20 protein-coding genes and 1 pseudogene are annotated in these 19,635 nt (G+C 67.4%); 12 read left to right on the top strand and 9 right to left on the bottom strand.

Annotated features, from left to right (window positions below):
• Positions 1 to 22 precede the first annotated feature (22 nt).
• A complete protein-coding gene (locus ACO2SS_RS14510; protein WP_423278390.1) occupies positions 23 to 877 on the bottom strand; it encodes an MBL fold metallo-hydrolase in 855 nt (284 codons plus the stop codon).
• Complete coding sequence (locus tag ACO2SS_RS14505) at positions 874 to 3,465, bottom strand: ABC transporter transmembrane domain-containing protein (RefSeq protein ID WP_423278389.1); 2,592 nt, start codon at positions 3,463 to 3,465, stop codon at positions 874 to 876. The genes ACO2SS_RS14510 and ACO2SS_RS14505 overlap by 4 nt, the downstream gene beginning before the upstream one ends.
• Before the next feature lie 152 nt (positions 3,466 to 3,617).
• Here ACO2SS_RS14505 and ACO2SS_RS14500 point away from each other — a divergent pair, with 152 nt between their 5' ends.
• Positions 3,618 to 4,109 carry an MmcB family DNA repair protein gene (locus ACO2SS_RS14500; protein WP_423278388.1) on the top strand — a complete coding sequence of 164 codons (492 nt, stop codon included), beginning with the start codon at positions 3,618 to 3,620 and terminating at the stop codon, positions 4,107 to 4,109.
• Positions 4,110 to 4,120: 11 nt separating this feature from the next.
• Here the strand turns inward: ACO2SS_RS14500 and ACO2SS_RS14495 are convergent, their stop codons facing one another.
• Entirely contained in the window at positions 4,121 to 4,678 is a 558-nt protein-coding gene (locus tag ACO2SS_RS14495; RefSeq protein WP_423278573.1) for an ActR/PrrA/RegA family redox response regulator transcription factor, read from the bottom strand.
• A 54-nt stretch (positions 4,679 to 4,732) separates the two neighbouring features.
• Positions 4,733 to 6,115, bottom strand: coding sequence for an ActS/PrrB/RegB family redox-sensitive histidine kinase (locus ACO2SS_RS14490; protein ID WP_423278572.1), 1,383 nt, complete (start codon positions 6,113 to 6,115; stop codon positions 4,733 to 4,735).
• A 241-nt stretch (positions 6,116 to 6,356) separates the two neighbouring features.
• Here ACO2SS_RS14490 and ACO2SS_RS14485 point away from each other — a divergent pair, with 241 nt between their 5' ends.
• The gene (locus ACO2SS_RS14485) at positions 6,357 to 7,649 is read left to right on the top strand and encodes a polyhydroxyalkanoate depolymerase (RefSeq protein ID WP_423278387.1); all 1,293 of its coding nucleotides are present in this window, start codon (positions 6,357 to 6,359) and stop codon (positions 7,647 to 7,649) included.
• A 58-nt stretch (positions 7,650 to 7,707) separates the two neighbouring features.
• On the top strand, positions 7,708 to 8,451 hold the full coding sequence (locus ACO2SS_RS14480) for a M48 family metallopeptidase (RefSeq protein ID WP_423278386.1): 744 nt from the start codon (positions 7,708 to 7,710) through the stop codon (positions 8,449 to 8,451).
• On the opposite strand, the gene ACO2SS_RS14475 is transcribed toward ACO2SS_RS14480, so the two are convergent.
• Together ACO2SS_RS14475 and ACO2SS_RS14470 are read right to left on the bottom strand one after the other, a co-directional pair.
• On the bottom strand, positions 8,452 to 9,894 hold the full coding sequence (locus tag ACO2SS_RS14475; RefSeq protein WP_423278385.1) for a UdgX family uracil-DNA binding protein: 1,443 nt from the start codon (positions 9,892 to 9,894) through the stop codon (positions 8,452 to 8,454). It abuts the gene before it with no gap.
• Positions 9,894 to 11,108 (bottom strand): putative DNA modification/repair radical SAM protein, encoded by a 1,215-nt coding sequence (locus ACO2SS_RS14470; protein ID WP_423278384.1) that lies wholly within the window; start codon positions 11,106 to 11,108, stop codon positions 9,894 to 9,896. The genes ACO2SS_RS14475 and ACO2SS_RS14470 overlap by 1 nt, the downstream gene beginning before the upstream one ends.
• Positions 11,109 to 11,414: 306 nt before the next feature.
• On the opposite strand from ACO2SS_RS14470, the pseudogene ACO2SS_RS14465 reads away from it, so the two are divergent.
• From ACO2SS_RS14465 to ACO2SS_RS14455, 3 genes and pseudogenes are all read left to right on the top strand, one after another.
• Positions 11,415 to 11,744: pseudogene (locus ACO2SS_RS14465) on the top strand (transposase); the annotation flags it as partial.
• Positions 11,745 to 11,977: 233 nt separating this feature from the next.
• The gene (locus ACO2SS_RS14460; protein ID WP_423278383.1) at positions 11,978 to 12,934 is read left to right on the top strand and encodes an IS5 family transposase; all 957 of its coding nucleotides are present in this window, start codon (positions 11,978 to 11,980) and stop codon (positions 12,932 to 12,934) included.
• Positions 12,935 to 13,469: 535 nt separating this feature from the next.
• Positions 13,470 to 15,092, top strand: a complete 1,623-nt coding sequence (locus tag ACO2SS_RS14455) for an ABC-F family ATP-binding cassette domain-containing protein (protein WP_423278382.1) — start codon at positions 13,470 to 13,472, stop codon at positions 15,090 to 15,092.
• 90 nt (positions 15,093 to 15,182) lie between these two features.
• Here the strand turns inward: ACO2SS_RS14455 and ACO2SS_RS14450 are convergent, their stop codons facing one another.
• On the bottom strand, positions 15,183 to 15,476 hold the full coding sequence (locus tag ACO2SS_RS14450; RefSeq protein WP_423278381.1) for a GYD domain-containing protein: 294 nt from the start codon (positions 15,474 to 15,476) through the stop codon (positions 15,183 to 15,185).
• Positions 15,477 to 15,629: 153 nt separating this feature from the next.
• Positions 15,630 to 16,424, bottom strand: coding sequence for a DUF72 domain-containing protein (locus tag ACO2SS_RS14445; RefSeq protein ID WP_423278380.1), 795 nt, complete (start codon positions 16,422 to 16,424; stop codon positions 15,630 to 15,632).
• A gap of 191 nt (positions 16,425 to 16,615) precedes the next feature.
• Between ACO2SS_RS14445 and ACO2SS_RS14440 the strand changes: the two genes are divergently transcribed.
• The gene (locus tag ACO2SS_RS14440) at positions 16,616 to 16,858 is read left to right on the top strand and encodes a YgaP-like transmembrane domain (protein WP_423278379.1); all 243 of its coding nucleotides are present in this window, start codon (positions 16,616 to 16,618) and stop codon (positions 16,856 to 16,858) included.
• Positions 16,859 to 16,930: 72 nt separating this feature from the next.
• On the opposite strand, the gene ACO2SS_RS14435 is transcribed toward ACO2SS_RS14440, so the two are convergent.
• Entirely contained in the window at positions 16,931 to 17,200 is a 270-nt protein-coding gene (locus tag ACO2SS_RS14435; protein ID WP_423278378.1) for a GlsB/YeaQ/YmgE family stress response membrane protein, read from the bottom strand.
• Between the two features lie 119 nt (positions 17,201 to 17,319).
• On the opposite strand from ACO2SS_RS14435, the gene ACO2SS_RS14430 reads away from it, so the two are divergent.
• The 5 genes from ACO2SS_RS14430 to ACO2SS_RS14410 all read left to right on the top strand — a co-directional run bounded on the left by ACO2SS_RS14430 (position 17,320) and on the right by ACO2SS_RS14410 (position 19,564).
• Positions 17,320 to 17,940, top strand: a complete 621-nt coding sequence (locus ACO2SS_RS14430) for a pyridoxamine 5'-phosphate oxidase family protein (protein ID WP_423278377.1) — start codon at positions 17,320 to 17,322, stop codon at positions 17,938 to 17,940.
• 77 nt (positions 17,941 to 18,017) lie between these two features.
• Positions 18,018 to 18,368, top strand: a complete 351-nt coding sequence (locus ACO2SS_RS14425; protein WP_423278376.1) for a RidA family protein — start codon at positions 18,018 to 18,020, stop codon at positions 18,366 to 18,368.
• 60 nt (positions 18,369 to 18,428) lie between these two features.
• The gene (locus ACO2SS_RS14420; RefSeq protein ID WP_423278375.1) at positions 18,429 to 18,725 is read left to right on the top strand and encodes a hypothetical protein; all 297 of its coding nucleotides are present in this window, start codon (positions 18,429 to 18,431) and stop codon (positions 18,723 to 18,725) included.
• Positions 18,726 to 18,738: 13 nt separating this feature from the next.
• Positions 18,739 to 18,930 carry a hypothetical protein gene (locus tag ACO2SS_RS14415; protein ID WP_423278374.1) on the top strand — a complete coding sequence of 64 codons (192 nt, stop codon included), beginning with the start codon at positions 18,739 to 18,741 and terminating at the stop codon, positions 18,928 to 18,930.
• A 1-nt stretch (position 18,931) separates the two neighbouring features.
• Positions 18,932 to 19,564 (top strand): glutathione S-transferase N-terminal domain-containing protein, encoded by a 633-nt coding sequence (locus ACO2SS_RS14410; protein ID WP_423278373.1) that lies wholly within the window; start codon positions 18,932 to 18,934, stop codon positions 19,562 to 19,564.
• The last annotated feature ends 71 nt before the right edge of the window (positions 19,565 to 19,635 follow it).

The following is a 19,635-nucleotide window of genomic DNA, read 5'->3' as shown; positions in this document are numbered from 1 at the left end:
CGCTGGCCCGCTCGCGGAAAATTCAGTCGTCCGCCGGATAGGTCAGGATCTGCCCTTCGCGGGCCAGGAAGGCCCCCGGCATCCGGGCGCCCATCTCGGCGTCGAGGCGGGCGAGGTACTCGTCGTCGTGCTGCGGGTGCAGGTGGAAAATCGCGAGCGACGTTACCCCCGCGGCTTCGCAGAGTGCCACGCCCTTCTCCCAGGTCGAATGTCCCCAGCCGCGGCAGCGCAGGTATTCCGTCTCGGAGAACATGCCATCGTAGATGACCAGGTCGCTCCCCGCCACGAACGAGGCCAAGTCCGGCGGCGGCCAGGGTTCCTCGTGTTCGATGTCGCTGATGTAGCAAATGGCCCGGCCGCCATGGTCGAAGCGGTATCCGGTCGCACCGCCGGGATGGTTCAGCGGGATGGTCCGCACCTCCAGGCCGTCGTCGAGACGCAGCGGGTCGCCGGCCTTGAAGCCGACATGCTCGAAGGACCCCGGCAATTGGGCGAGGCTTACTGGGAAGAGGGGTGGCGAGAAGAGGCGGTCGAGCGCAACTTCCGCGGTTTCGCCACGCAGGTTGCCGCAATGGAGGCGGACGAAGCGGTCGGCCATCAGGGCCGGGCGAAAGAAGGGCAAGCCGCCGACATGGTCGAGATGAAGGTGGCTCAGGAGGATATCGATGGTCGCCGGGGCATCCGGTCCGAGCTCGACGCCGAGGGCGACGAGGCCCGTCCCGGCATCCACGACGACGAGCCGATCGTTGCACCGGATCTCGACGCAGGGCGTGTTGCCGCCGTAGCGTTCGAACCGTGGACCGCAGGCCGGGACCGAACCGCGGACGCCCCAGAATCTGACCTGCAGGGCGGACAAACCGGCAGCAAGGCTGGTCATTGGGGACTCCATACAGGATCGGGCGAGGCCGTCCGATCGCTTTCCGGCGCGAACGCAGCCGTTGAATGCGTCGCTGGTAAGCCGGTGAGGGCGCGGCCAGCCTTGAACGTCACGACCTCGTCGAACAGTTCGGCCGCGCCTTCGAGTTGAGGCGGCACAACCACGACCAGGCCCCGACCCACCATCGCGGCAGTCAACCGGCGGGTGAGGTCGAGTGCGTCCTGGGCTGGGAGGTCGTTGAGCGCGTGCTCGACCACCAGGTTGTCCGGGACGCGGACAAGACACCGCGCAAGGTCGATGGCGGCCGAGCGCGCAGGCGAGAGACTGCCGGAGAAGGGATCGAGGCGGCTCTGCAGGCCCACCCGCATGAGTTCGCGCGTGAGGTCGAACTGCTCGAGGACCTGCCGCACGACCGCGACCACCCGGGTTCGCGCTTCGGCCTGATCCTCCGCAATCCGCCCGAACAGGAGATTGTCGAGCACGCTCGTCGCGGAGCAGACCCGGTCCGGATGCAGGAACTCGATGGAAGGCTGCAGGCTCTTGGGGATCTCACGCTGGAATGCCTGGCGCAGCCGAAGCAAATGGTCCTCCAGTTCCGGGCCGAGAAGGCCTAGTCGCTGCCGGCTCTCGGTGTATCGCATCGCCAGCCCGATCAGCCGGGCGGCGTCACGCGCAGACGCCGTGCTGCGCTGGGAGCCCGTTTGGCGCTCGAGGATGGCCTCGAAGTCCTCGCGCTCGGCAGGAGAGAGGAGCGAGAACCGGCCCACGATGGCGCTTCCGCTCGGGAGCCCCCAGAACATCTCCAGGTCGCTCCTGACGATGGCCGCACCGAGTTCCGCCAGGGGCTTCGTCAGGCCCTCCCGATCGAGGAGACTGCGCATGAAGGGGTGGCTTGCGAGGTTCTCCTCGCGGAACGTGTCCCCGAGCGAGACCCCGAACAGGATGTTCTCGCCGATCGTCGCGTGGGGATTGTAACGGACGGGGTCGAAGGGCTGGACGAGATGAGCGATCCCGGACCTCTCCAGTTCCTGGCGGATACCAGCCCGCGCTGACACGATAGCCGCCGCGAGACCCGGCTCGCGCCGTGCGTCGATCATTCCGGCAAGCCCGCGGCGATAAACGAAGCCCCGCAGGCCGGCCACCTCCACCGCCCAGAGAAGGCGATCCTCGATGTCCGCCGCGTCCGGGTCGTGACAGCCGTAGAGGATGTTGGCACGCAGGCTGTTTGGCAGGAGGAGGGGTTCGCCTCCCGAAAACGCCAGCCGCCGAGCGCGATCGGACGGCTCCGCATCTTCGATGCTGACGCCGGAGAACGTGACGTGCCCGGCCCGCGGGCTGATCTGGCCGCCGAGCAGGCTTGCGAAGGTTCGCGCGCCGGAATCCGGATCGCCGACGAGCGCCACATGCGACGGCAGAGACAGGCTGAGATCGAGGCCCAGGAGCCTGCCGCCACGAAGCGTCCCCTCGACAGTGACGTCTTCCGCCGAGATCACGCCCGAGGCAGGAAGAGGAGCAGGGGTCTGCCGTACGCGGCGGCGCGCGTTGAACGAGCCCAGTTGGCGGGCGATCTCGGCAAAGAGCTTCAGAAGCTGGTCGCGCTCCCCTTGCCATCCCAGGAGGCCCTGGAGGGCCACGATGGCGAAGGCCGCCGCAGCGGCCGCGGAGACGACTTCGCCCGGTGAAAGTGCGCCGGCCGCTCCGAGCCACGCGCCGAGACCAAGAACGCCGGCGATGGTGGCTACCCCCAAGGCAACCGTCACACCGAGGAGCAGGATCGCATGCCGGCGAGCCCTGTCGCCGAGTGCCCGCATGGGCTCCATCTCGGTTGCGATCCGCCGCTGCTCCGTGGTGGCGGTGCCGTGTGCCGCAAGCGCCGAGAGGTTCTCGGCGAGTGTCGAAAGGGCACGGCGGAGCGCAGCATCGGATGACCTGTCGGCCGCGTTGACCTGCCGGATCCAGGAGCTCCAGGCGCGGCTCGCCCAGCCGAACACTGCAATGCCCGTCACGGCGGTTGCAGCGAGCCGCCAATCGAGCAGTGCAAGATAGGAGAGTGCCGCGAACAGCAGGGCGCCGCATAGCGAGGGCACGCCGATAGCGCGGCCAAGGACGGATTGCTGTTCGGCCAGTGCGCTTCCGGCGAGGGCAGCCGCATTCCGAACGGTCTCCGCGGCCCCGGGTGGCGCTGTCGCAATGCCGTCCAGGAGCCGAAGCTCGAGCCCGCGGAGCGCGCGGCGACCCACTTCGGAGCGGATCAGGCTGGAGCCTGCGAGAAAGGCGCCGACGGCGAGCGCGACGACCAGCAGCACGCCCGCCAGCGCCTGGACGAGCGGCCCTCTCTCCAGGAGGAGGCCGCCAAACAGCACCACCGGCGCCTCGGTGAGGCGGGACGGGAGCGAGATCGCGAGCCGCATGAAATGCATCGCCGGCCGGCTTTCGAAGCCCCGGCCGAGCGCAGCATCGTCGATGGCCACGCGCAGCAGCTCGAGCACGATCCACAGACTCGGGATTGCGACGACGGCGATGGCCAGAAGTGAAATATTGAGACCCGGCGCGGACCGCCAGACGAAACGAACCGGATCGCGCTCCATACCGCGCCCTGACCTCGACTTCCTGTCAGGTTAGACAGGGTGCGCTCCCACGGCAACGGGCGAACCGCCCGAAAACTGGTCTCCGGCCGTGACACTCGCGCCGACCGGATACAGGATGCCATAAACGAATCGTGAACAGACCAGAACGCGCCATGGCCCTTGCGCTACACAGCGATACCCTCACAGTCCCAAGCGACGGGCGGCAATCACCCGCCGCACTCGCCATCTGCACCGGTGCGCGGCGGCTCCTGTCGGGGATGGGATATGCCTCGGTCACGGAACTCACGCTGGCCTCCGGCCGCCGAGCCGACATCGTCGGGATCGGCCAGGATGGCTGCGTCTGGATCCTGGAAGTGAAATCCTCGCTCGCGGATTTTCGCGCCGACGCGAAGTGGCCGGATTACCGGGAATTCTGCGACCGGCTCTTCTTCGCAGTCAGCGACCGCTTCCCGACCGAGGTGCTCCCGGAGGGAGCGGGACTTATCGTGGCGGACGGGTACGGAGCCGCTCTGATCAGAGAGGCGCCCGAGCACCGAATGGCAGCCGCCCGGCGAAAGGCGGTTCTGCTCCGCTTTGCGCACGCAGCCGCGAACCGCCACCACGGGCTCGTAGATCCAGCCGGCGCGACCGGCTGGATGGACTGAGCTGCCGGCTTTCAGCGCGGGGCGCGCTTGGCCAGGATCCTCTGGAGCGTCCGGCGGTGCATGTTGAGCCGACGGGCGGTCTCGGAAACATTCCGGCCACACAGCTCGTACACGCGCTGGATATGCTCCCAGCGGACACGATCGGCCGACATCGGGTTCTCGGGCGGGCTGGCGCGCTCGCCCGGCTCGGCCTTCAGGGCGGCATGGATCTCATCCGCGTCCGCAGGCTTGGCGAGATAGTCGAAGGCGCCGAGCTTCACGGCCGTCACGGCGGTCGCGATATTTCCGTAACCCGTCAGGATGACCCCGCGCGCGTCGGGACGGCGCTCCTTGAGGCGCGCGATCACGTCGAGACCGTTCCCGTCGGCCAGGCGCATGTCGATGACCGCGTAGGCCGGAGCCTTCTCCTCGATCAGGGCTACGCCCTCCGCGACGCTTTCCGCGACCCGCACCTCGAAGCCGCGAGCCTCCATGGCGCGGGCCAGCCGGGTCGAAAACGCGCGATCGTCATCGACGAGAAGAAGGGAGTTTTCTGTGAGAGCCGACATAGGAGCGTTGCTCTCGTTCATGGCGATCTGTGGGTGAGCCACGTTACGATCCTCGATCGGGGCTTTTGGTTCCCTCTATATAGAAACGATCTCGACTTCTTTTAGGGGGGCAGCCGTCGATCCCGTTGTTGTGATTGCTGATTTCTCTTCGAAGCTCGTCCGGAGCCAGACAATGCGAGCGATGGCGCCTCGATCCGGGGGCGCAGCATTGGACAGCGTCAGCTGCCCTCCCGACCGCTCGATCAGCGTCTTCGCGATGAAGAGCCCAAGGCCCAAGCCGGAGCCGCTTTCGGGATCCTGCGAACGTTCGCGGCCGCGAGTTGTGACATAAGGCTCGCCCAGCCTCAGCAGGATCTCCGGCGGGAAGCCCGGCCCGTCGTCCCGGATCTCGACGGCCACTTCGTGCGGGGTCCAGTGCGCCCGGATCTCGATACGGCTCTCCGCGAAGTCGGCGGCATTGTCGACGAGATTGCCCAGGCCATAGAGAAGCCCCGGCGAGCGCCGGCTGACGGGCTCTGGGCCTTCACCCGAGCACACGACCTCGATGTCGACTCCGAGCGACCGTTCGGGACTGACGACCTCCTCGATCAGATGGCGGAGCGTCATGCTTTCGAGGAACCCTCCCTCTTCGTCGCCGAGGGAAGTCAGCTTGGACAGGATCGACCGGCAGCGCTCGACCTGCTCACGGAGGAGGCTCGTGTCCTCCTTGAGGGCACTGCCCTCGGGAGCCTGGAGATCGAGCTCCTTGGAGACGAGCGCAATAGTGGCTAGCGGCGTCCCGAGCTCGTGAGCGGCAGCGGCGGCCAGCCCGTCGAGCTGTGACAGGTGCTGCTCGCGGGCGAGGACGAGTTCGGTGGCGGCGAGGGCAGCCGAGAGCTGGCGCGCCTCTTCGGCGATCCGATAGGCAAAAGCGCCGGTGAACGCGATGGCGAGGAGGATCGCGCTCCACACCCCGACCACATACAGACGGGGTAGCTCGAAGCCGTCGGCGGGGTTCCAGGGCAACTTGTAGTGATAAAAGAGGAGCAGGGTGGCGCAGGCCGCCGCCAGGAGGCCGAGTCCGACTGTGCGGGCGGGCGGGAGCGCGGCCGCCGAGATGAGAACCGGCGCGAGGAACAGGATTGCGAAGGGGTTCTGAAGACCGCCGGTGAGGTAGAGCAGCGCCGCCAATTGCAAAATGTCGAAGGCGAGGAGGAAGGTCGCGAGGTCCTCGCCCAGCCGGTGGCTGGCCGGCCATTTGAGGCCCAGCCAGAGGTTCACGAGAGCCGCCAGGGCAATCACGGCCAGGCAGAGCGCAAAGGGCAGCTTGTACCCCAGCTCGAAATGGACGAAGGCGACCGCCGCCGACTGGCCCGCGACCGCGAGCCAGCGCAGCCGCACAAGCGTGTCGAGCTTGAGCCGGCGAGCATCCCGGCCGATGGCGCCTGTCGCAGGATGCTCCGGCGGGTTTGTGATCAGGCTCGGCACAACCAAATTCCTCGCCGTTCAGCGAGAGCTAGAACCAAAGAGTGAGGCTGCAGGACAACATGGGCACTGAAACCCGCGCCCACCAGCCTGTGCCGCTAGCGTTATGCCCAATGATCGTGGTGAGTTCACCTTGAAGAAAGGCAGCGCCGCGTAGGATCTAAGGAACCGCAATTGTGACTTTGGGTTGACGCTCGGCCCGCTTCAGGCAGCCGGCCCGGGTTCAGGAGTGTCGATGGACCTCGCCTATTACTGGTTCGATGCCGCCCATGCCATCCTGGCTCCGGCCAGGGCTGCCTCCGACCTCGCGCGTCTCGCCCTGAACAATCCCGCCAATCCGCTGACCTATACGCCCGTTGGCCGCACGGTCGCGGCGGCCTGCGAGATGTTCGAGCGCACGACGCGCCGCTACGCGAAGCCGGATTTCGGGCTGGGTTCGACCCTCGTGGGGGGCGAACGTGTGCCTGTCTCCGAGGAGGTGATCTGGTCGCGGCCATTCTGCCGCGTGATCGCGTTCCGGCGCGGCCCGACGGCAAAACCGGTCCGTCAGCCGAAGCTCCTGATCATCGCCCCGATGTCCGGCCACTACGCTACGTTGCTCCGCGGCACGGTGGAGGCATTCCTGCCGACGCACGAGGTCATGATCACCGATTGGACCGACGCCAGCATGGTGCCGGTCGCTGAGGGCGGCTTCGACCTCGACGACTACATCGACTACGTGATGGATATGTGCCGGGACCTGGGTCCGGACCTCCATCTGATGGCCGTCTGCCAGCCATCCGTGCCGGCGATCGCTGCGGTCGCCCGCCTGGAGGCAGAGGACGAGCCGGCGATACCGCGCTCCCTCACCGTCATGGGTGGGCCAATCGACACCCGCCGCTCCCCCACGGCCGTGAACCAGCTTGCCGAGAAGCGGGGCGTCGAGTGGTTCCGGCGCCACTGCATCCACACGGTCCCGTTCGGCTATCCGGGTTTCGGCCGGCAGGTCTATCCGGGGTTTCTCCAGCTCTCGGGGTTCATGGCCATGAACCTCGATCGCCACATCACGGCGCATCGGGATATGTTCAACCATCTCGTGCACGGAGACGGCGACGCTGCGGAGAAGCACCGCGACTTTTATGATGAGTACCTCGCCGTGATGGACCTCACGGCGGAGTTCTACCTCCAGACGGTCGCAAAGGTGTTCGTGGATCACGAGCTTCCGAAGGGTGAACTGCTCCACCGTGGCGATCCGGTCGATCTCCTTGCGATCCGCCGCTGCGCCATCATGGCCGTCGAGGGCGAGAAGGACGACATTTCCGGCGTCGGCCAGACCCAGGCAGCGCTCGAGCTCACTCCCAACCTGTCAGCCGACAGGAAAGTGTACTACCTCCAGAAAGGCGTGGGGCATTACGGCGTCTTCAACGGATCTCGGTTCCGGTCGGAGATCGCCCCGCGGATTTGCGATTTCATCGCGACGCATGAACGGCGCCCGGCCGTCGTAAAGGCTCCCCGCGCGCGCCGGGCCGCTCTCGTTCCTGTGGCTTAACGAGGGCTGCGCCGCCCGGCGGAGCTGACAAATCGCTGCCGAGCAGGCAGGCAGGGGCATGCCGCTTCTGTTCCGCCGCACCCGGACGGCCGAGCCTTCCGCAATCGACGTGGACCATGCCGGCCAGCGCTTCGAAGTGGCGCTGCGTCGCCGGCCAGGCCTTCGCCGCCTTACGCTGCGTGTGTCGAGTGCCACCGGCCAAGTCGTGCTGACGGTTCCCGAGCATGTCACCTTCGCGTCGGCCCGTTCCTTCGCGGAGGCGCATGGCGGCTGGATCGCGGCACGGATCGCCCGCGTGCCCGAACGGGTCGGGTTCGTACCCGGATCCGCTGTGCCTGTCCGGGGCATCCCCCATCGGATCGAGCACAGGCCGGGCATGCGCGCGCTCGTGAAGGCCGAGGTCGACGCGGAGCTCGGGCCTGTCCTCCTCGTCTCCGGGTTCAGCGAGGCGATACCGGGCCGCGTCAGGCGCTACCTGACCAGCGAGGCTGGCAAGGACCTGCGCGAGGCGGTCGCAAAGCACACCGGCGCGCTCGGCATCCCGGCGCGGCGGATCGCGATTCGGGACACGAAAAGCCGATGGGGCTCGTGCTCCTCGACCGGCACCCTGAGCTTCTCCTGGCGGCTCATCATGGCGCCCCCCTTCGTGCTTGATTATCTCGCTGCGCACGAGGTGGCGCACCTGAAGGAGCTGAACCACTCGAACCGGTTCTGGACGCTGCTCAAGGCCCTCTGCCCGCAAACCGAAGAGGCCGAGCGCTGGTTGAAGCGGCATGGGGCGGAGTTGCACCGCTACGGCTAGCTACTCCGCCGCCAGACGGGGCCGCTCCGCCTTCCCGAGTTCCCGGATGCGGCGCATGTCGTCCACGAAGCTCGAATAGGCGCTCCGCTTCGCATCCTCGTCCGGCAGCCGCAGCAGGTACGATGGGTGCACGGTGATGTAGCCCTGGAAATCCTCGAGCAGCTTCGCCGGGCCCCGGGCGCGCGTGATCGGAACCTGCTTGCCGGTCAGCGCCAGCACTGCCGTCCCGCCGAGCGCCACCACGAGCTTCGGCTCGATCAGCTCCAGCTCGCGCATCAGCCACCAGCGGTAATGACTGACCTCGCCGGCCGTGGGCTTCGCATGGATGCGGCGCTTGCCGCGCTGCTCGAACTTGAAATGCTTCACGGCATTCGTGAGGTACACGTCCTTGCGCTCGATGCCTGCCTCGCCCAGGGCTCGGTCGAGCAGCCGCCCGGCCGGGCCTACGAAAGGCCGGCCCTGGACGTCCTCTTCGTCTCCGGGCTGCTCGCCGACAAAGACGATGCCCGCATGCTCCGGACCCTCGCCGACGACCGCCTGCGTCGCGCCCGGCACGAGCGGGCCGGACGCCTTGATAATGGCGTTGAGCTCCGCGAGGTTGGTAGGCGCCTGATCCATCATGGCGGCGAGCGCACCTTCCGGCATGCGTTTGGTCGGCACCGTCGGCTCCTCCTCCAGCATCCGCTCAACGCGCGAGGAGGCGGATCGGATGAGGTTCGGGATCGCCTGGGCCTCCGGCATGTTGCGCCAGTACTTCTTCGCCATGTGCTGCTGCATCAGCTTCGGATTGGCGCGGGCCGGGTTGAAGGTGGATTCGTAGTAGCCGGTCCAACCCGATTCGAATTTATCGTCTGCCGGCACATCGGCCCGGGTGCCCGGCGGTCCGAAGCGGAGCTTGTGCCCGTCCCAAACGGCCGTCCCGATCGGCGTGACGATGCTCCAACGCATCGCCCGGAAGCGCTCGACGAAGAACGGGGTCGCCGCTTCGAGGATGAAGTGGTCGGGCTCGAACCAGGCGGCGTAGTGCTCGGGCTCGCCGGGAGCCGTGTCGAGCTGCCGGAAGCGCACATAGGCGTGCATCTTATGGATGTCGCGCCGGACCGATTTCCGCATCAGATCGAGGCGATGAACGACCGGATCGCTCCCGATCTCCAGCAATCCGCGCTGGCCATGGGCAACGCGCCAGATCACATCGTACAGAAGGGCATAGCGCTCCGGATCGCTGTGCGGCACGACCTCCTCGACCAGCTCGGCGAGTGCGCGCGGCAGGCGAAGTGGCGGTGCATCCGGCCCAGGCTCCGTCATCGGCTCGGCCCCGAACAGGTTTGGCTCGGCCGTGCTCCAGGCGACCTCGCCCGGTGCGAAGTCCCCGGCAACCAGCGACCGGGCGGCCCGGCGAAAACCGTCGAGATCGGCGCCGGGCTGGAGGGCAACCTCGCGCATCAGAACAAGGCCAACTGTTCGGCCGCGGGCTGAACGAGCCGGGCGCGGAGGTCGGCTTGGTCCGTCGTGCCGGCAGGATGGTGGTCGGCCGCGATCAGGAAGGGCAAGCTCCGCTTCAGGGCGCCCGAGAGCCGCTTCAAATCATCCAGCCGAAGGGTCGTGTGCCGGCGCGCCTTGACGATCTTGTCCACCGCGCGCGCCCCGAGGCCCGGCACCCGCAGCAGCATCTCGCGATCCGCCTTGTTCACGTCGACCGGAAAGCGCTCCCTATTCTTCAGCGCCCAAGCGAGCTTCGGGTCGACCTCGAGGTCGAGCATGCCGCCCTCGGTCGCGGAGGCGATCTCCTCGACCTCGAACTCGTAGTGCCGCAGCAGCCAGTCTGCCTGATACAGCCGGTTCTCGCGCTGCAGGGGAGGCGCCTTGGCCGGCAGCTTCGACGTCGTGTCCGGGATAGGGCTGAAGGCCGAGAAATAGACGCGCCGGAGCGCGTAGCGGTCATAAAGGTTAGCCGTGGTGCGCAGCACGTCCGCATCGCTCGCCGCGTCCGCCCCGACGATGAGTTGTGTCGATTGCCCGGCCGGCGAGAAGGAACGCTTCTCGGCCTTGGCTTCGTCGATGCGCTCGCGCATCTGGCCCATCGCGGCCTTGATGGTCCCGGCCTGCTTCTCGGGCGCGAAGCTTTTCAGGCCCTCGTCGGTCGGCAGCTCGAGATTGACCGAGAGCCTGTCCGCCCAGAGGCCGGCCTGCTCGATCAGCCAGGGGCTCGCCTCGGGAATGGTCTTGAGATGAATGTAGCCCCGATAGCCGTGCTGCTGCCGCAACGTCTTCGCGACCAGCACCAGCTGCTCCATCGTATAATCCGGCGAGCGGATGATGCCGGAGGAGAGGAACAGTCCCTCGATGTAGTTGCGCTTGTAGAAGGCGATCGTGATGTCCACGACCTCCTGCACGGAGAAGCGCGCCCGCTCCACGTTGGAGGAACGGCGGTTGATGCAATAGGCACAGTCGAACAGGCAGTAGTTCGTTAGCAGGATCTTCAGCAGAGACACGCACCGCCCGTCAGGCGTGTAGGAATGGCAGATCCCGATCTTGTTGGTGGACCCGATCCCGTCGCGCCCGGCCGAGCGCTTCGGCGCGCCCGAGGAGGCGCAGGAGGCGTCGTATTTCGCCGCATCGGCCAGGATGCGAAGTTTCCTCGTGAGCCGCTCGTCCATCGTACGTTCGCTGAATGTTCCCTCACTTAAGCGGGCCATCCAGGGGGAGCAAGCGTAGCGGGAGCCGCTATCAAGCGCTTGTGAACAAGCGTTACGCGCCACCCTTGTAAGTCCGCCTTGTCCGGATCTGGCATGATGCCGGTTGCGGTGGCAGGCGAGAGACCGGGCACCCTGAGGGACGCCAAGCCCGTGGGCGAGCGCGGGTCATCGCGTGCCGTTCCATCGGACCTGAACAGTCGCTTGGGCCGCGACGCGAAGCCCGCTTGTGCAAGGACGGGACAGGATGGACGCCATCGTAGTTGGGATCGGACCATGCTGGCCGAGTTGCCCGAGCTCGGTCGCCTTGACCGCCGCCAGATCGCGGCCCTTGCCGGCCTTGCTCCCTGGACCCGCCAGTCCGGTACCTGGAGGGGCCGGAGCTTCATTGGCGGCGGACGGGCCTCCGTGCGGGCTGTCCTCTTCACGGGAGCCATGGCAGCCGCCCGCTACAATCCGCACCTCAAGGCCTTCAGGGATAAGCTGGTTCAGGCCGGCAAGCCCAAGCTCGTCGCCCTCGTTGCCGTTGCCCGGAAGCTCCTCACCGTCCTTAACGCCACCCTTCGCGACAGGCAGCCATGGCAACAGCAAGACGCTTGATCGCGAACACAGTCGCTCTCCCCGGCGGGGAGAGGGTCGGACGCCGAAAGCGGCTGGGTGAGGGTTGTGCTGCGGCCGGATCGATCTCCTTGCCGCAACGGCAATACGGCCTCGCTTCATCCAACAAAGGTCCATCCCTCACCCCGGATGCTGCGCATCCGACCCTCTCCCACGCACGGGACCGTTGCAAAATCCTCCCATCGTGATTCTCTGCTGTGAGCGGGAGTTTCGGGATGTCGGCGAAGCGCACGGGTCAGATGAGCTTTGCGGATGCGCTTCTGCCGGATCGGGCGCGGCCGGGTCGGCTGGACCGGCTGTTGGCTTTGGTCGACTGGTCGGGGTTCGAGGCCCGTCTCGCCGGGTTTCGCGATCGGGGTCCCGGCCGTCCGGGTTACGAGCCGCTGGTGATGTTCAAGGCCCTACTGTTGCAGTCGCTGTATGGGCTGTCGGATGCGGGCCTGGAGGAGGCCTTGGCGAATCGGCTGTCGTTCCGCCGCTTTGTCGGCCTCGCCCTGGCCGACGGCGTGCCTGACCACGCGACGCTGTGCCGCTTCCGTCTTCGCCTGATCGAGGCAGGATGCCTGAAGGAGCTCTTCGCCGAACTTGACCGGCAGCTCGACGCGGCCGGGCTGATGCTGAAGCGGGGCACCATGCTGGATGCGACCCTGATCGACACCCAAGCCTCCGAGCCGCCCTCGCGGGACGGCCGCGTCACCGATCCGGACGCCCGCTATGCCCGGCGCAGCGGGAAGCCCGGCTACTGCTTCGGCTACAAGGCCCATGTCGGCGTGGACGAGGGCTCGGGCCTCATCCGCTCGGTCCTCACGACACCAGCCAACATCAACGACACCACGCCCGCTGATGCTCTCGTGCGCGGCGACGAGCGGGCCGTGTGGGCGGATGCCGCCTATCACACCCATGCCCGCGCCGCGGCCCTGCGGGCCCGGGGCGTCAAGGCCCGTCTCGCGCGCCGGCCCAACAAGCACAATCCTGAACTGCGGTCCCAGAAGCGCTACAACCGCCTCGTCGCCAGGACCCGTTCAGGCGTCGAGACGACCTTCGCGACATGGAAGCGTCGGATGGGGCTCACCGCCATCCGGTACATCGGCCTCCTCAAGGCCAGCGCCCAAGTCACCCTTGCGGCCATCGCCTTCAACATGCGCCGGTGGGTCGCTCTCGCGCCCGCATGACGGGCACGGATCGCCAGCAGGACGATCCACGAGAGCTCAGCGGGGGCACGCGCGGAGGGGAACGACCCGGCTCCTTGCTCGCCCGCTGAACCCTGAACCCCAACACGAGGTATCGCAACGGTCCCGCACGGGAGAGGGTGCGCAGCGGCCCGGGCTGGCTCGATCCCCTTCCCCGCTGTGCGCGGGCGCCGGGGATGATAGTGGAGCCTCACGGGCCGCCGGGGATGACGTAGCGCATCATGTCATTCCCGGCCGGAGGCGCTGGAGGTACCGGGGCTGGCAGTCGGAGCGCGGCGGCGCGGTCGGGCTCGTCTTTGCGAGCGTACCGAAGCAATCCAGCCGTCTGCCACCTCTCCGCTCATCCCGGCGGAAGCCGGGATCCAGCCACGCCTCAGCCCCTGCCACCGGCTTTCGCCGGTGTGGGCGGGGCGGAGGTCGAGCGGGGGGAGGGATACGCGGCATCCCCTCCCCTTTCGCAGTTGCAGCATCTCGCCTAGTGACCCCGCAACAGCTCGGAACCTGAAGCACCGCAAGAATGATACGTCTCGACAGGATCGGTAAGCAGAACGGGAAGCAGATCGTCTTCATCGAGGCTTCGGCCGCGCTGCAGCGGGGCGAGAAGGTCGGGCTCGTCGGGCCGAACGGCGCCGGGAAGACCACCCTGTTCCGCATGATCACGGGCGAGGAGCCGCCGGACGAGGGGCAGGTCTCGGCCGATCGCGGCATCACGATCGGGTATTTCAGCCAGGATGTCGGCGAGATGTCCGGCCGCAGCGCCGTCGCGGAGGTGATGGAGGGCGCGGGGCCGGTGAGCGCGGTCGCGGCGGAGCTGCGCGAGCTCGAATCCGCCATGGCGGATCCCGAGCGGGCCGACGAGATGGACGCGATCATCGAGCGCTACGGCGAGGTGCAGGCGCGGTTCGAGGAGCTGGACGGCTACGCGCTCGAGGGCCGGGCCCGCGAGGTGCTGGACGGGCTCTCCTTCAGCCAGGAGATGATGGACGGCGATGTCGGGGCGCTCTCGGGCGGCTGGAAGATGCGCGTCGCCCTCGCCCGCATCCTGCTGATGAAGCCGGACGTGATGCTGCTCGACGAGCCGTCGAACCACCTGGACCTCGAAAGCCTGATCTGGCTCGAGAGCTTCCTCAAGGGCTTCGACGGCGCGCTGCTGATGACCTCGCACGACCGCGCCTTCATGAACCGCGTCGTGACCAAGATCATCGAGATCGAGGGCGGCGAGCTCACGACCTATTCGGGCAATTACGAGTTCTACGAGGGCCAGCGCGCGCTCGCCGAGGCGCAGAAACAGGCGCAGTTCGAGCGCCAGCAGGCGATGCTGGCCAAGGAGATCGCCTTCATCGAGCGCTTCAAGGCGCGCGCCTCGCATGCCGCGCAGGTGCAGAGCCGGGTGAAGAAGCTCGACAAGATCGAGCGCGTGGAGCCGCCGAAGCGGCGCGTCTCCGTGGCGTTCGATTTTCCCCCGGCGCCGCGGTCGGGCGACGACGTCGTGAGCCTGAAGGGCGTGCACAAGGCCTATGGCTCGCGGATCATCTACGAGGGGCTCGATTTCGGCATCCGCCGGCGCGAGCGCTGGTGCGTGATGGGCGTGAACGGGGCCGGCAAGTCGACCCTGCTGAAGCTCGTCACAGGGACGACCGAGCCGGACGAAGGATCGGTGTCGATCGGGGCGAGCGTCAAGCTCGGCTATTTCGCGCAGCACGCCATGGACCTGCTCGAAGGCGAGCGCACGGTGTTCGAGACGCTGCAGGATTCCTTCCCGCAGGCCGGCCAGGGGTCGCTCAGGGCGCTCGCCGGCTGCTTCGGCTTCTCGGGCGACGACGTCGAGAAGCGCTGCCGCGTGCTGTCGGGCGGCGAGAAGGCGCGGCTCGTGATGGCCAAGATGCTGTACGACCCGCCGAACTTCTTGGTGCTCGACGAGCCGACCAACCACCTCGACATCGCCACGAAGGAGATGCTGATCGGGGCTTTATCGAATTTCGAGGGCACCATGCTGTTCGTCAGCCACGACCGGCACTTCCTCGCCGCGCTGTCGAACCGCGTGCTGGAGCTGACGGACGAGGGCCCGCACCTCTATGGCGGCGGCTACACCGAATATGTCGCCCGCACCGGCCAGGAGGCGCCCGGCCTCCGGCATTGAGGCTTTCCGCTCATCCCGGCGCAGGCCGGGATCCACAGCTCCGCGCGGGGCACCGGCTTTCGCCGGTGCGAGCGGCGGGGCGGTTCGAGGTCACGAGAAGGACGCGATGATCTCCCGGTAGGCCGCCTCCGGAAACGCCTTCAGGGTGCGGGTGCGGACATTGCCCATCATGGCGAGCTCCAGCATGAAGCGCGCGAAGGTGGCGTCGTCCGGGGCCTCCGCGACGAGCACCATGTCGTACTCGCCCATCGTCAGGTAGAAGGCCTTGATGCTGCCGCCGAGCGCTTCCGCGGCCTTGCGGGTGGCATCGAGGCGCTTCGCCGAATCCTTCACGGCGCGAAGGCCCTGGTCGGTCCAGTTCGACAGCACGATGTAAGTCGACATGGCTCTCCTCCTCCCGTTCCCGGGCAGGGTGGAGATGAGCGAGGCGATGCGGGTGCGCCCCGCTCCCGGCCTGCCGACAGGCCGGCCTGCCCGTCGCCGCATCCGCGTTCCGGGATGCGCTGGCCGGAGCGTCCGCCCGGCGGCCCTGCCGTGTCAAGCAGGCGGCTGGAGCCGCTTCAGCAGCGCCTGCGCGGCCATCGGGGCGCGGACCTTGTCGCCCGCGATGAAGAACATGAAGACGTCCCGCTTCGTCGTCTCCGGGGCCGTATTCGAGAGCGAGGGCAGCCCCTCCGGCGCCTCGCCCCGCTCCCAGGCCTTGGCCCGCCCGGCCCAGAGATCGAGCTCGGCCGGGGAATAGCCGTCCGGCTCCGCCTCGCGGCAGCGCTGGAGGCGTGCGTAGACGAAGTCGCCGACGGGGTCGGCGATCGCCGGATAGTCGTCCGACTCGGCGAAGACGACCGGCACCCCGTGCCGCCGCAGGATCTCGATGAGGTCGGGCGTCAGGAAGGTCTCGTGCCTGACCTCGAGCGCATGCCGGAGCGGGCGGCCGCCGCGCTCCTTCGGCAGGAGCCGGAGGAAGGCGTCGATGTCCTCCGGCTCGAACTTCTTGGTCGGGGCCAGCTGCCAGAGCAGCGGGCCGAGCTTGTCGCCGAGTTCCAGCACGCCGGAGCCGATGAAGGTTTCGACCGCGTCGCCCGCCTCGGCGAGCCTCTTGCGGTTGGTCACGAACCGGTGGCCCTTCACGGAGAAGACGAAGTTCTCCGGCGTCTCGGCCGCCCATTTGCGAAAGCTCTCGGGCGATTGGGTGCGGTAGAAGGTGCCGTTGATCTCGATGGCGGTGACATGCCGGCTCGCATGCTCCAGCTCGCGGGCATGCGGCAGGCCCTTGGGGTAGAAGGTTCCGCACCAGGGAGCGAAGGTCCAGCCGCCAATTCCGACCCTGATCATCCGCACCCGTGCTCCCTCTGCCCGGAGCGCATCTTGCCCTGATTGGACCGCGACGGCGACCCGGTCTCTGCGAGGTTCGGTGGTGCTGCACTCCGGCAGCTCCGCCCTGGCAACGATGCGGGAACGGGACCCGGTCTGGCCGGTTCACGCTCCATCACCGCCGCATGCTGCGGCGCGAGGAGCTCAAAGCCATGCCGAATGCCGTGATCGAGGAAGCCCAGCACCTGTTCTCGGGCGAGCAGAACCTGTCCTTCACCGAGCGGAGCGTGTCGGTGGTCGGCGGATTGGCGCTCGCCGCCGTCGCCGCGAAGCCGCGCCCGAACAAGCTGCTGAGCCTTGTCGCCCTCGTTGCCGGCGTGGCGCTCGCAATCCGCGGCGCGACCGGTCACTGCCCGGCAAAGGCCGCGATCTCGGGCGATCACCCCCAGGCATGAAAAAAGCCGCCCGGGATGCCGGGCGGCTTCATTTTCCGGCGTTGCGTCGGCCCTACACCGACGGCGCCGATGTCATACCATCGGGCGGGACGCCGACCGCCCGGCGATCAGCCCGTAGATGAACAGCACGACGATCGCGCCGACGACGCCGCCAATGAACCGGGCTCCATCATTCGGGCCGTACCAGCCGACGAGCTGACCAAGCCAAGTTCCGACGAACATGCCGACGATGCCGAGGATGGTCGTCAGTATGAAGCCTTGAGGCTCGTTGCGACCTGGCATCAGGAACTTGGCAACGACGCCGATGATGAAACCCAGAATGATCGTCCAAATGATACCCATCGTCGCGCGCTCCGGCTGCTGAGACGCCCGTGCAACGCCTCGGATGCGGCGGAGTTGCACGCCGACGGTCAAGCTTGGAAAAAATTGACCGCAGCGGGGTTCTTGCCCAAGCTTCGAAGATGGCCGCACCGACCGAAATCACCTCGCCCGAAACACTGCACGGCCTCTACGGCGAGCCAAGCGAGAATGCGGTCTACAAGGAACTCGACCGGCTGATTCCCGAATATCGGGTGTTCATCGAGGCCTCGCCCTTTCTGACGATCGCGAGCGCCGGTCCCGACGGGCTCGACTGCACGCCGCGCGGCGACGCACCGGGTTTCGTACGCATCGTCGACGACCGCACGCTCATGATCCCCGACCGGCGCGGGAACAACCGGGTCGATACGCTGGGCAACATCCTGCACGATCCGCGGGTCGGGCTCCTGTTTCTCATTCCCGGCTGCGGGGAAACGATCCGGGTCAATGGGCGGGCGAGGATCTCCGTGGATCCTGAGCTGCTGGCGAGTTTCGTGGTCGAGGGCCAGGCGCCGCGTTCGGTGCTCGTGGTGGAGATCGACAGGGTCTACTTCCAATGCGCGAAAGCGATCATGCGGTCCCAGCTCTGGGACCCGTCCCGGCATGTCGAGCGCAACTCGCTCCCGAGCCCCGGCCGCATCCTGAAAGCCTGCACGGCCGGCCGCATGGATGCGGAGGCGATCGACCAGGCCTATCCCGGTCGCCTCAAGGCAACTCTCTGGTAGGACCGCGCCGCTCCTGACTCTTTGGAAGCGAGACGCTAGGAGGGCATCGCCGCCCTTCGCGGCCGAGGAAGGATCGAATGAGCATCGAGCGGATCGAATGCGGCCCCCGCATGAGCAAGGCGGTTGTGCACGGGAACACCGTGTATCTGGCGGGCCAGGTAGCGGATAAGACGGCAGGCAGCAGCGTCGGCGAGCAGACGCGCGAGATCCTGGGCATCATCGATGCGCTTCTGGCTAAGGCCGGCACGGACAAGACGAAGCTGCTCTCGGCCAATATCTGGCTGACCGACATTGCAACCTTCGCCGAGATGAATTCCGTGTGGGACGGCTGGGTCGCGGAAGGCTGCTCGCCGGCTCGCGCCACCGTCCAGGCACAGCTCGCCGCGCCTCAGTTCAAGGTCGAGATCGCGGTGATCGCCGCGCGCTGATCCGAGCGCAACGATCTCGCTTCCCTGGAGTTGACCCATGTCAGTTTCAGGGAGAGCGAGATGGCGAATGCCGGCTACGGCAATCACGAGGACGCAGCCGCGGCCGGCGCGGCACGTCCCTCGGAGAAGTCCGCCTCCGCAAAACCCGAAGCGGGCGACCGCTCGTCCAAGGAGGGGCAGACGACTGGCTCGCGCTCCGTTCCGGATACGGGCGGGACCGGCTCTCATTCGGGAAGGCGGGATTCCGGTTCGTCCAGCCCGAGCGCCGAGAACCGGCGTGATGAATCCACGCCAGGCTCGGGCGCGCTTCCGAGCGGCTCGCCGCAGGGCGGAGACGTCGATCCGGGCACTGGCTGAGGAGTGAGTCGCCATGGGCGTGACCAGCAACACCGCGAACAACCAGCCCGGGCAGGGCCAGGGTACGATGCGGGATGCTGGCAAGAGAACAGACGCGCCGCGTCTCATGCCCAAGGTCCGCACGAAGCCGGACGCGTCCGGCGAGACTGAGACTTCTCTTCAGGGCGGTGTAGAAAAGGGCCGGACAGACCACGCGGAGCGGTGACGTGATCACCCTCTATACCTGGACGACACCGAACGGACGCAAGGCGTCGATCATGCTCGAGGAGCTCGGCCTCGAATACGAGGTGAGGCCGGTCGACCTCGGGAAGGGTGAACAGTTCGAACCGGCATTCCTCAAGATCTCGCCCAACAACAAGATCCCGGCCATCCTGGATGCCCGCGGGGCAGGCCCGCCGCGGGTCGTGTTCGAGACGGCCGCGATCCTGATCCACTTGGCTGAAGGCTCGGGCAAGCTCCTGCCCATGGGCGGGCCGCGCCGGGACCGGACGCTCGAGTGGCTCGTCTGGTCCGTCGCGGGGCTCGCCCCCATGCTCGGGCAGTGGAGCTATTTCGCACTCCGGGCCGAGGAGAAGGTCCCCGCTGCGATCGATCGTTTCACGAAGGAAGCGATCAGGCTCTTCGGCGTGCTCGAGAGGCGGCTCTCGGAAGAGCCGTACCTGGCCGGCGAGTACAGCATCGCGGATATCTCGACCTACACCTGGACCAAGGCTCTGCAGGCCAAGCTGCGCGAGCGTGCCGGGCCAGATTTCGAGCCAAGCCCCGCGACAGACCGCTGGCTCGCCGAAGTCGGTGCACGTCCGGCCGTTCAGCGGGGCATGGAGGTGCCGCGGATCTAGCCTGCCGCGTTTCCTTGCAGGAGTGCACGAAAGCCCTTGCAGGCGGTGCCTTGCGGCGGCGGATGCCCGGT

The sequence above is a fragment of the Enterovirga sp. CN4-39 genome (assembly GCF_049446235.1).
In the GTDB taxonomy this organism is placed as follows: Bacteria; Pseudomonadota; Alphaproteobacteria; order Rhizobiales; family Beijerinckiaceae; genus Enterovirga.
Note: the sequence above shows the minus strand (reverse complement) of the source record. Positions and strands in the feature narration are given on the sequence as shown.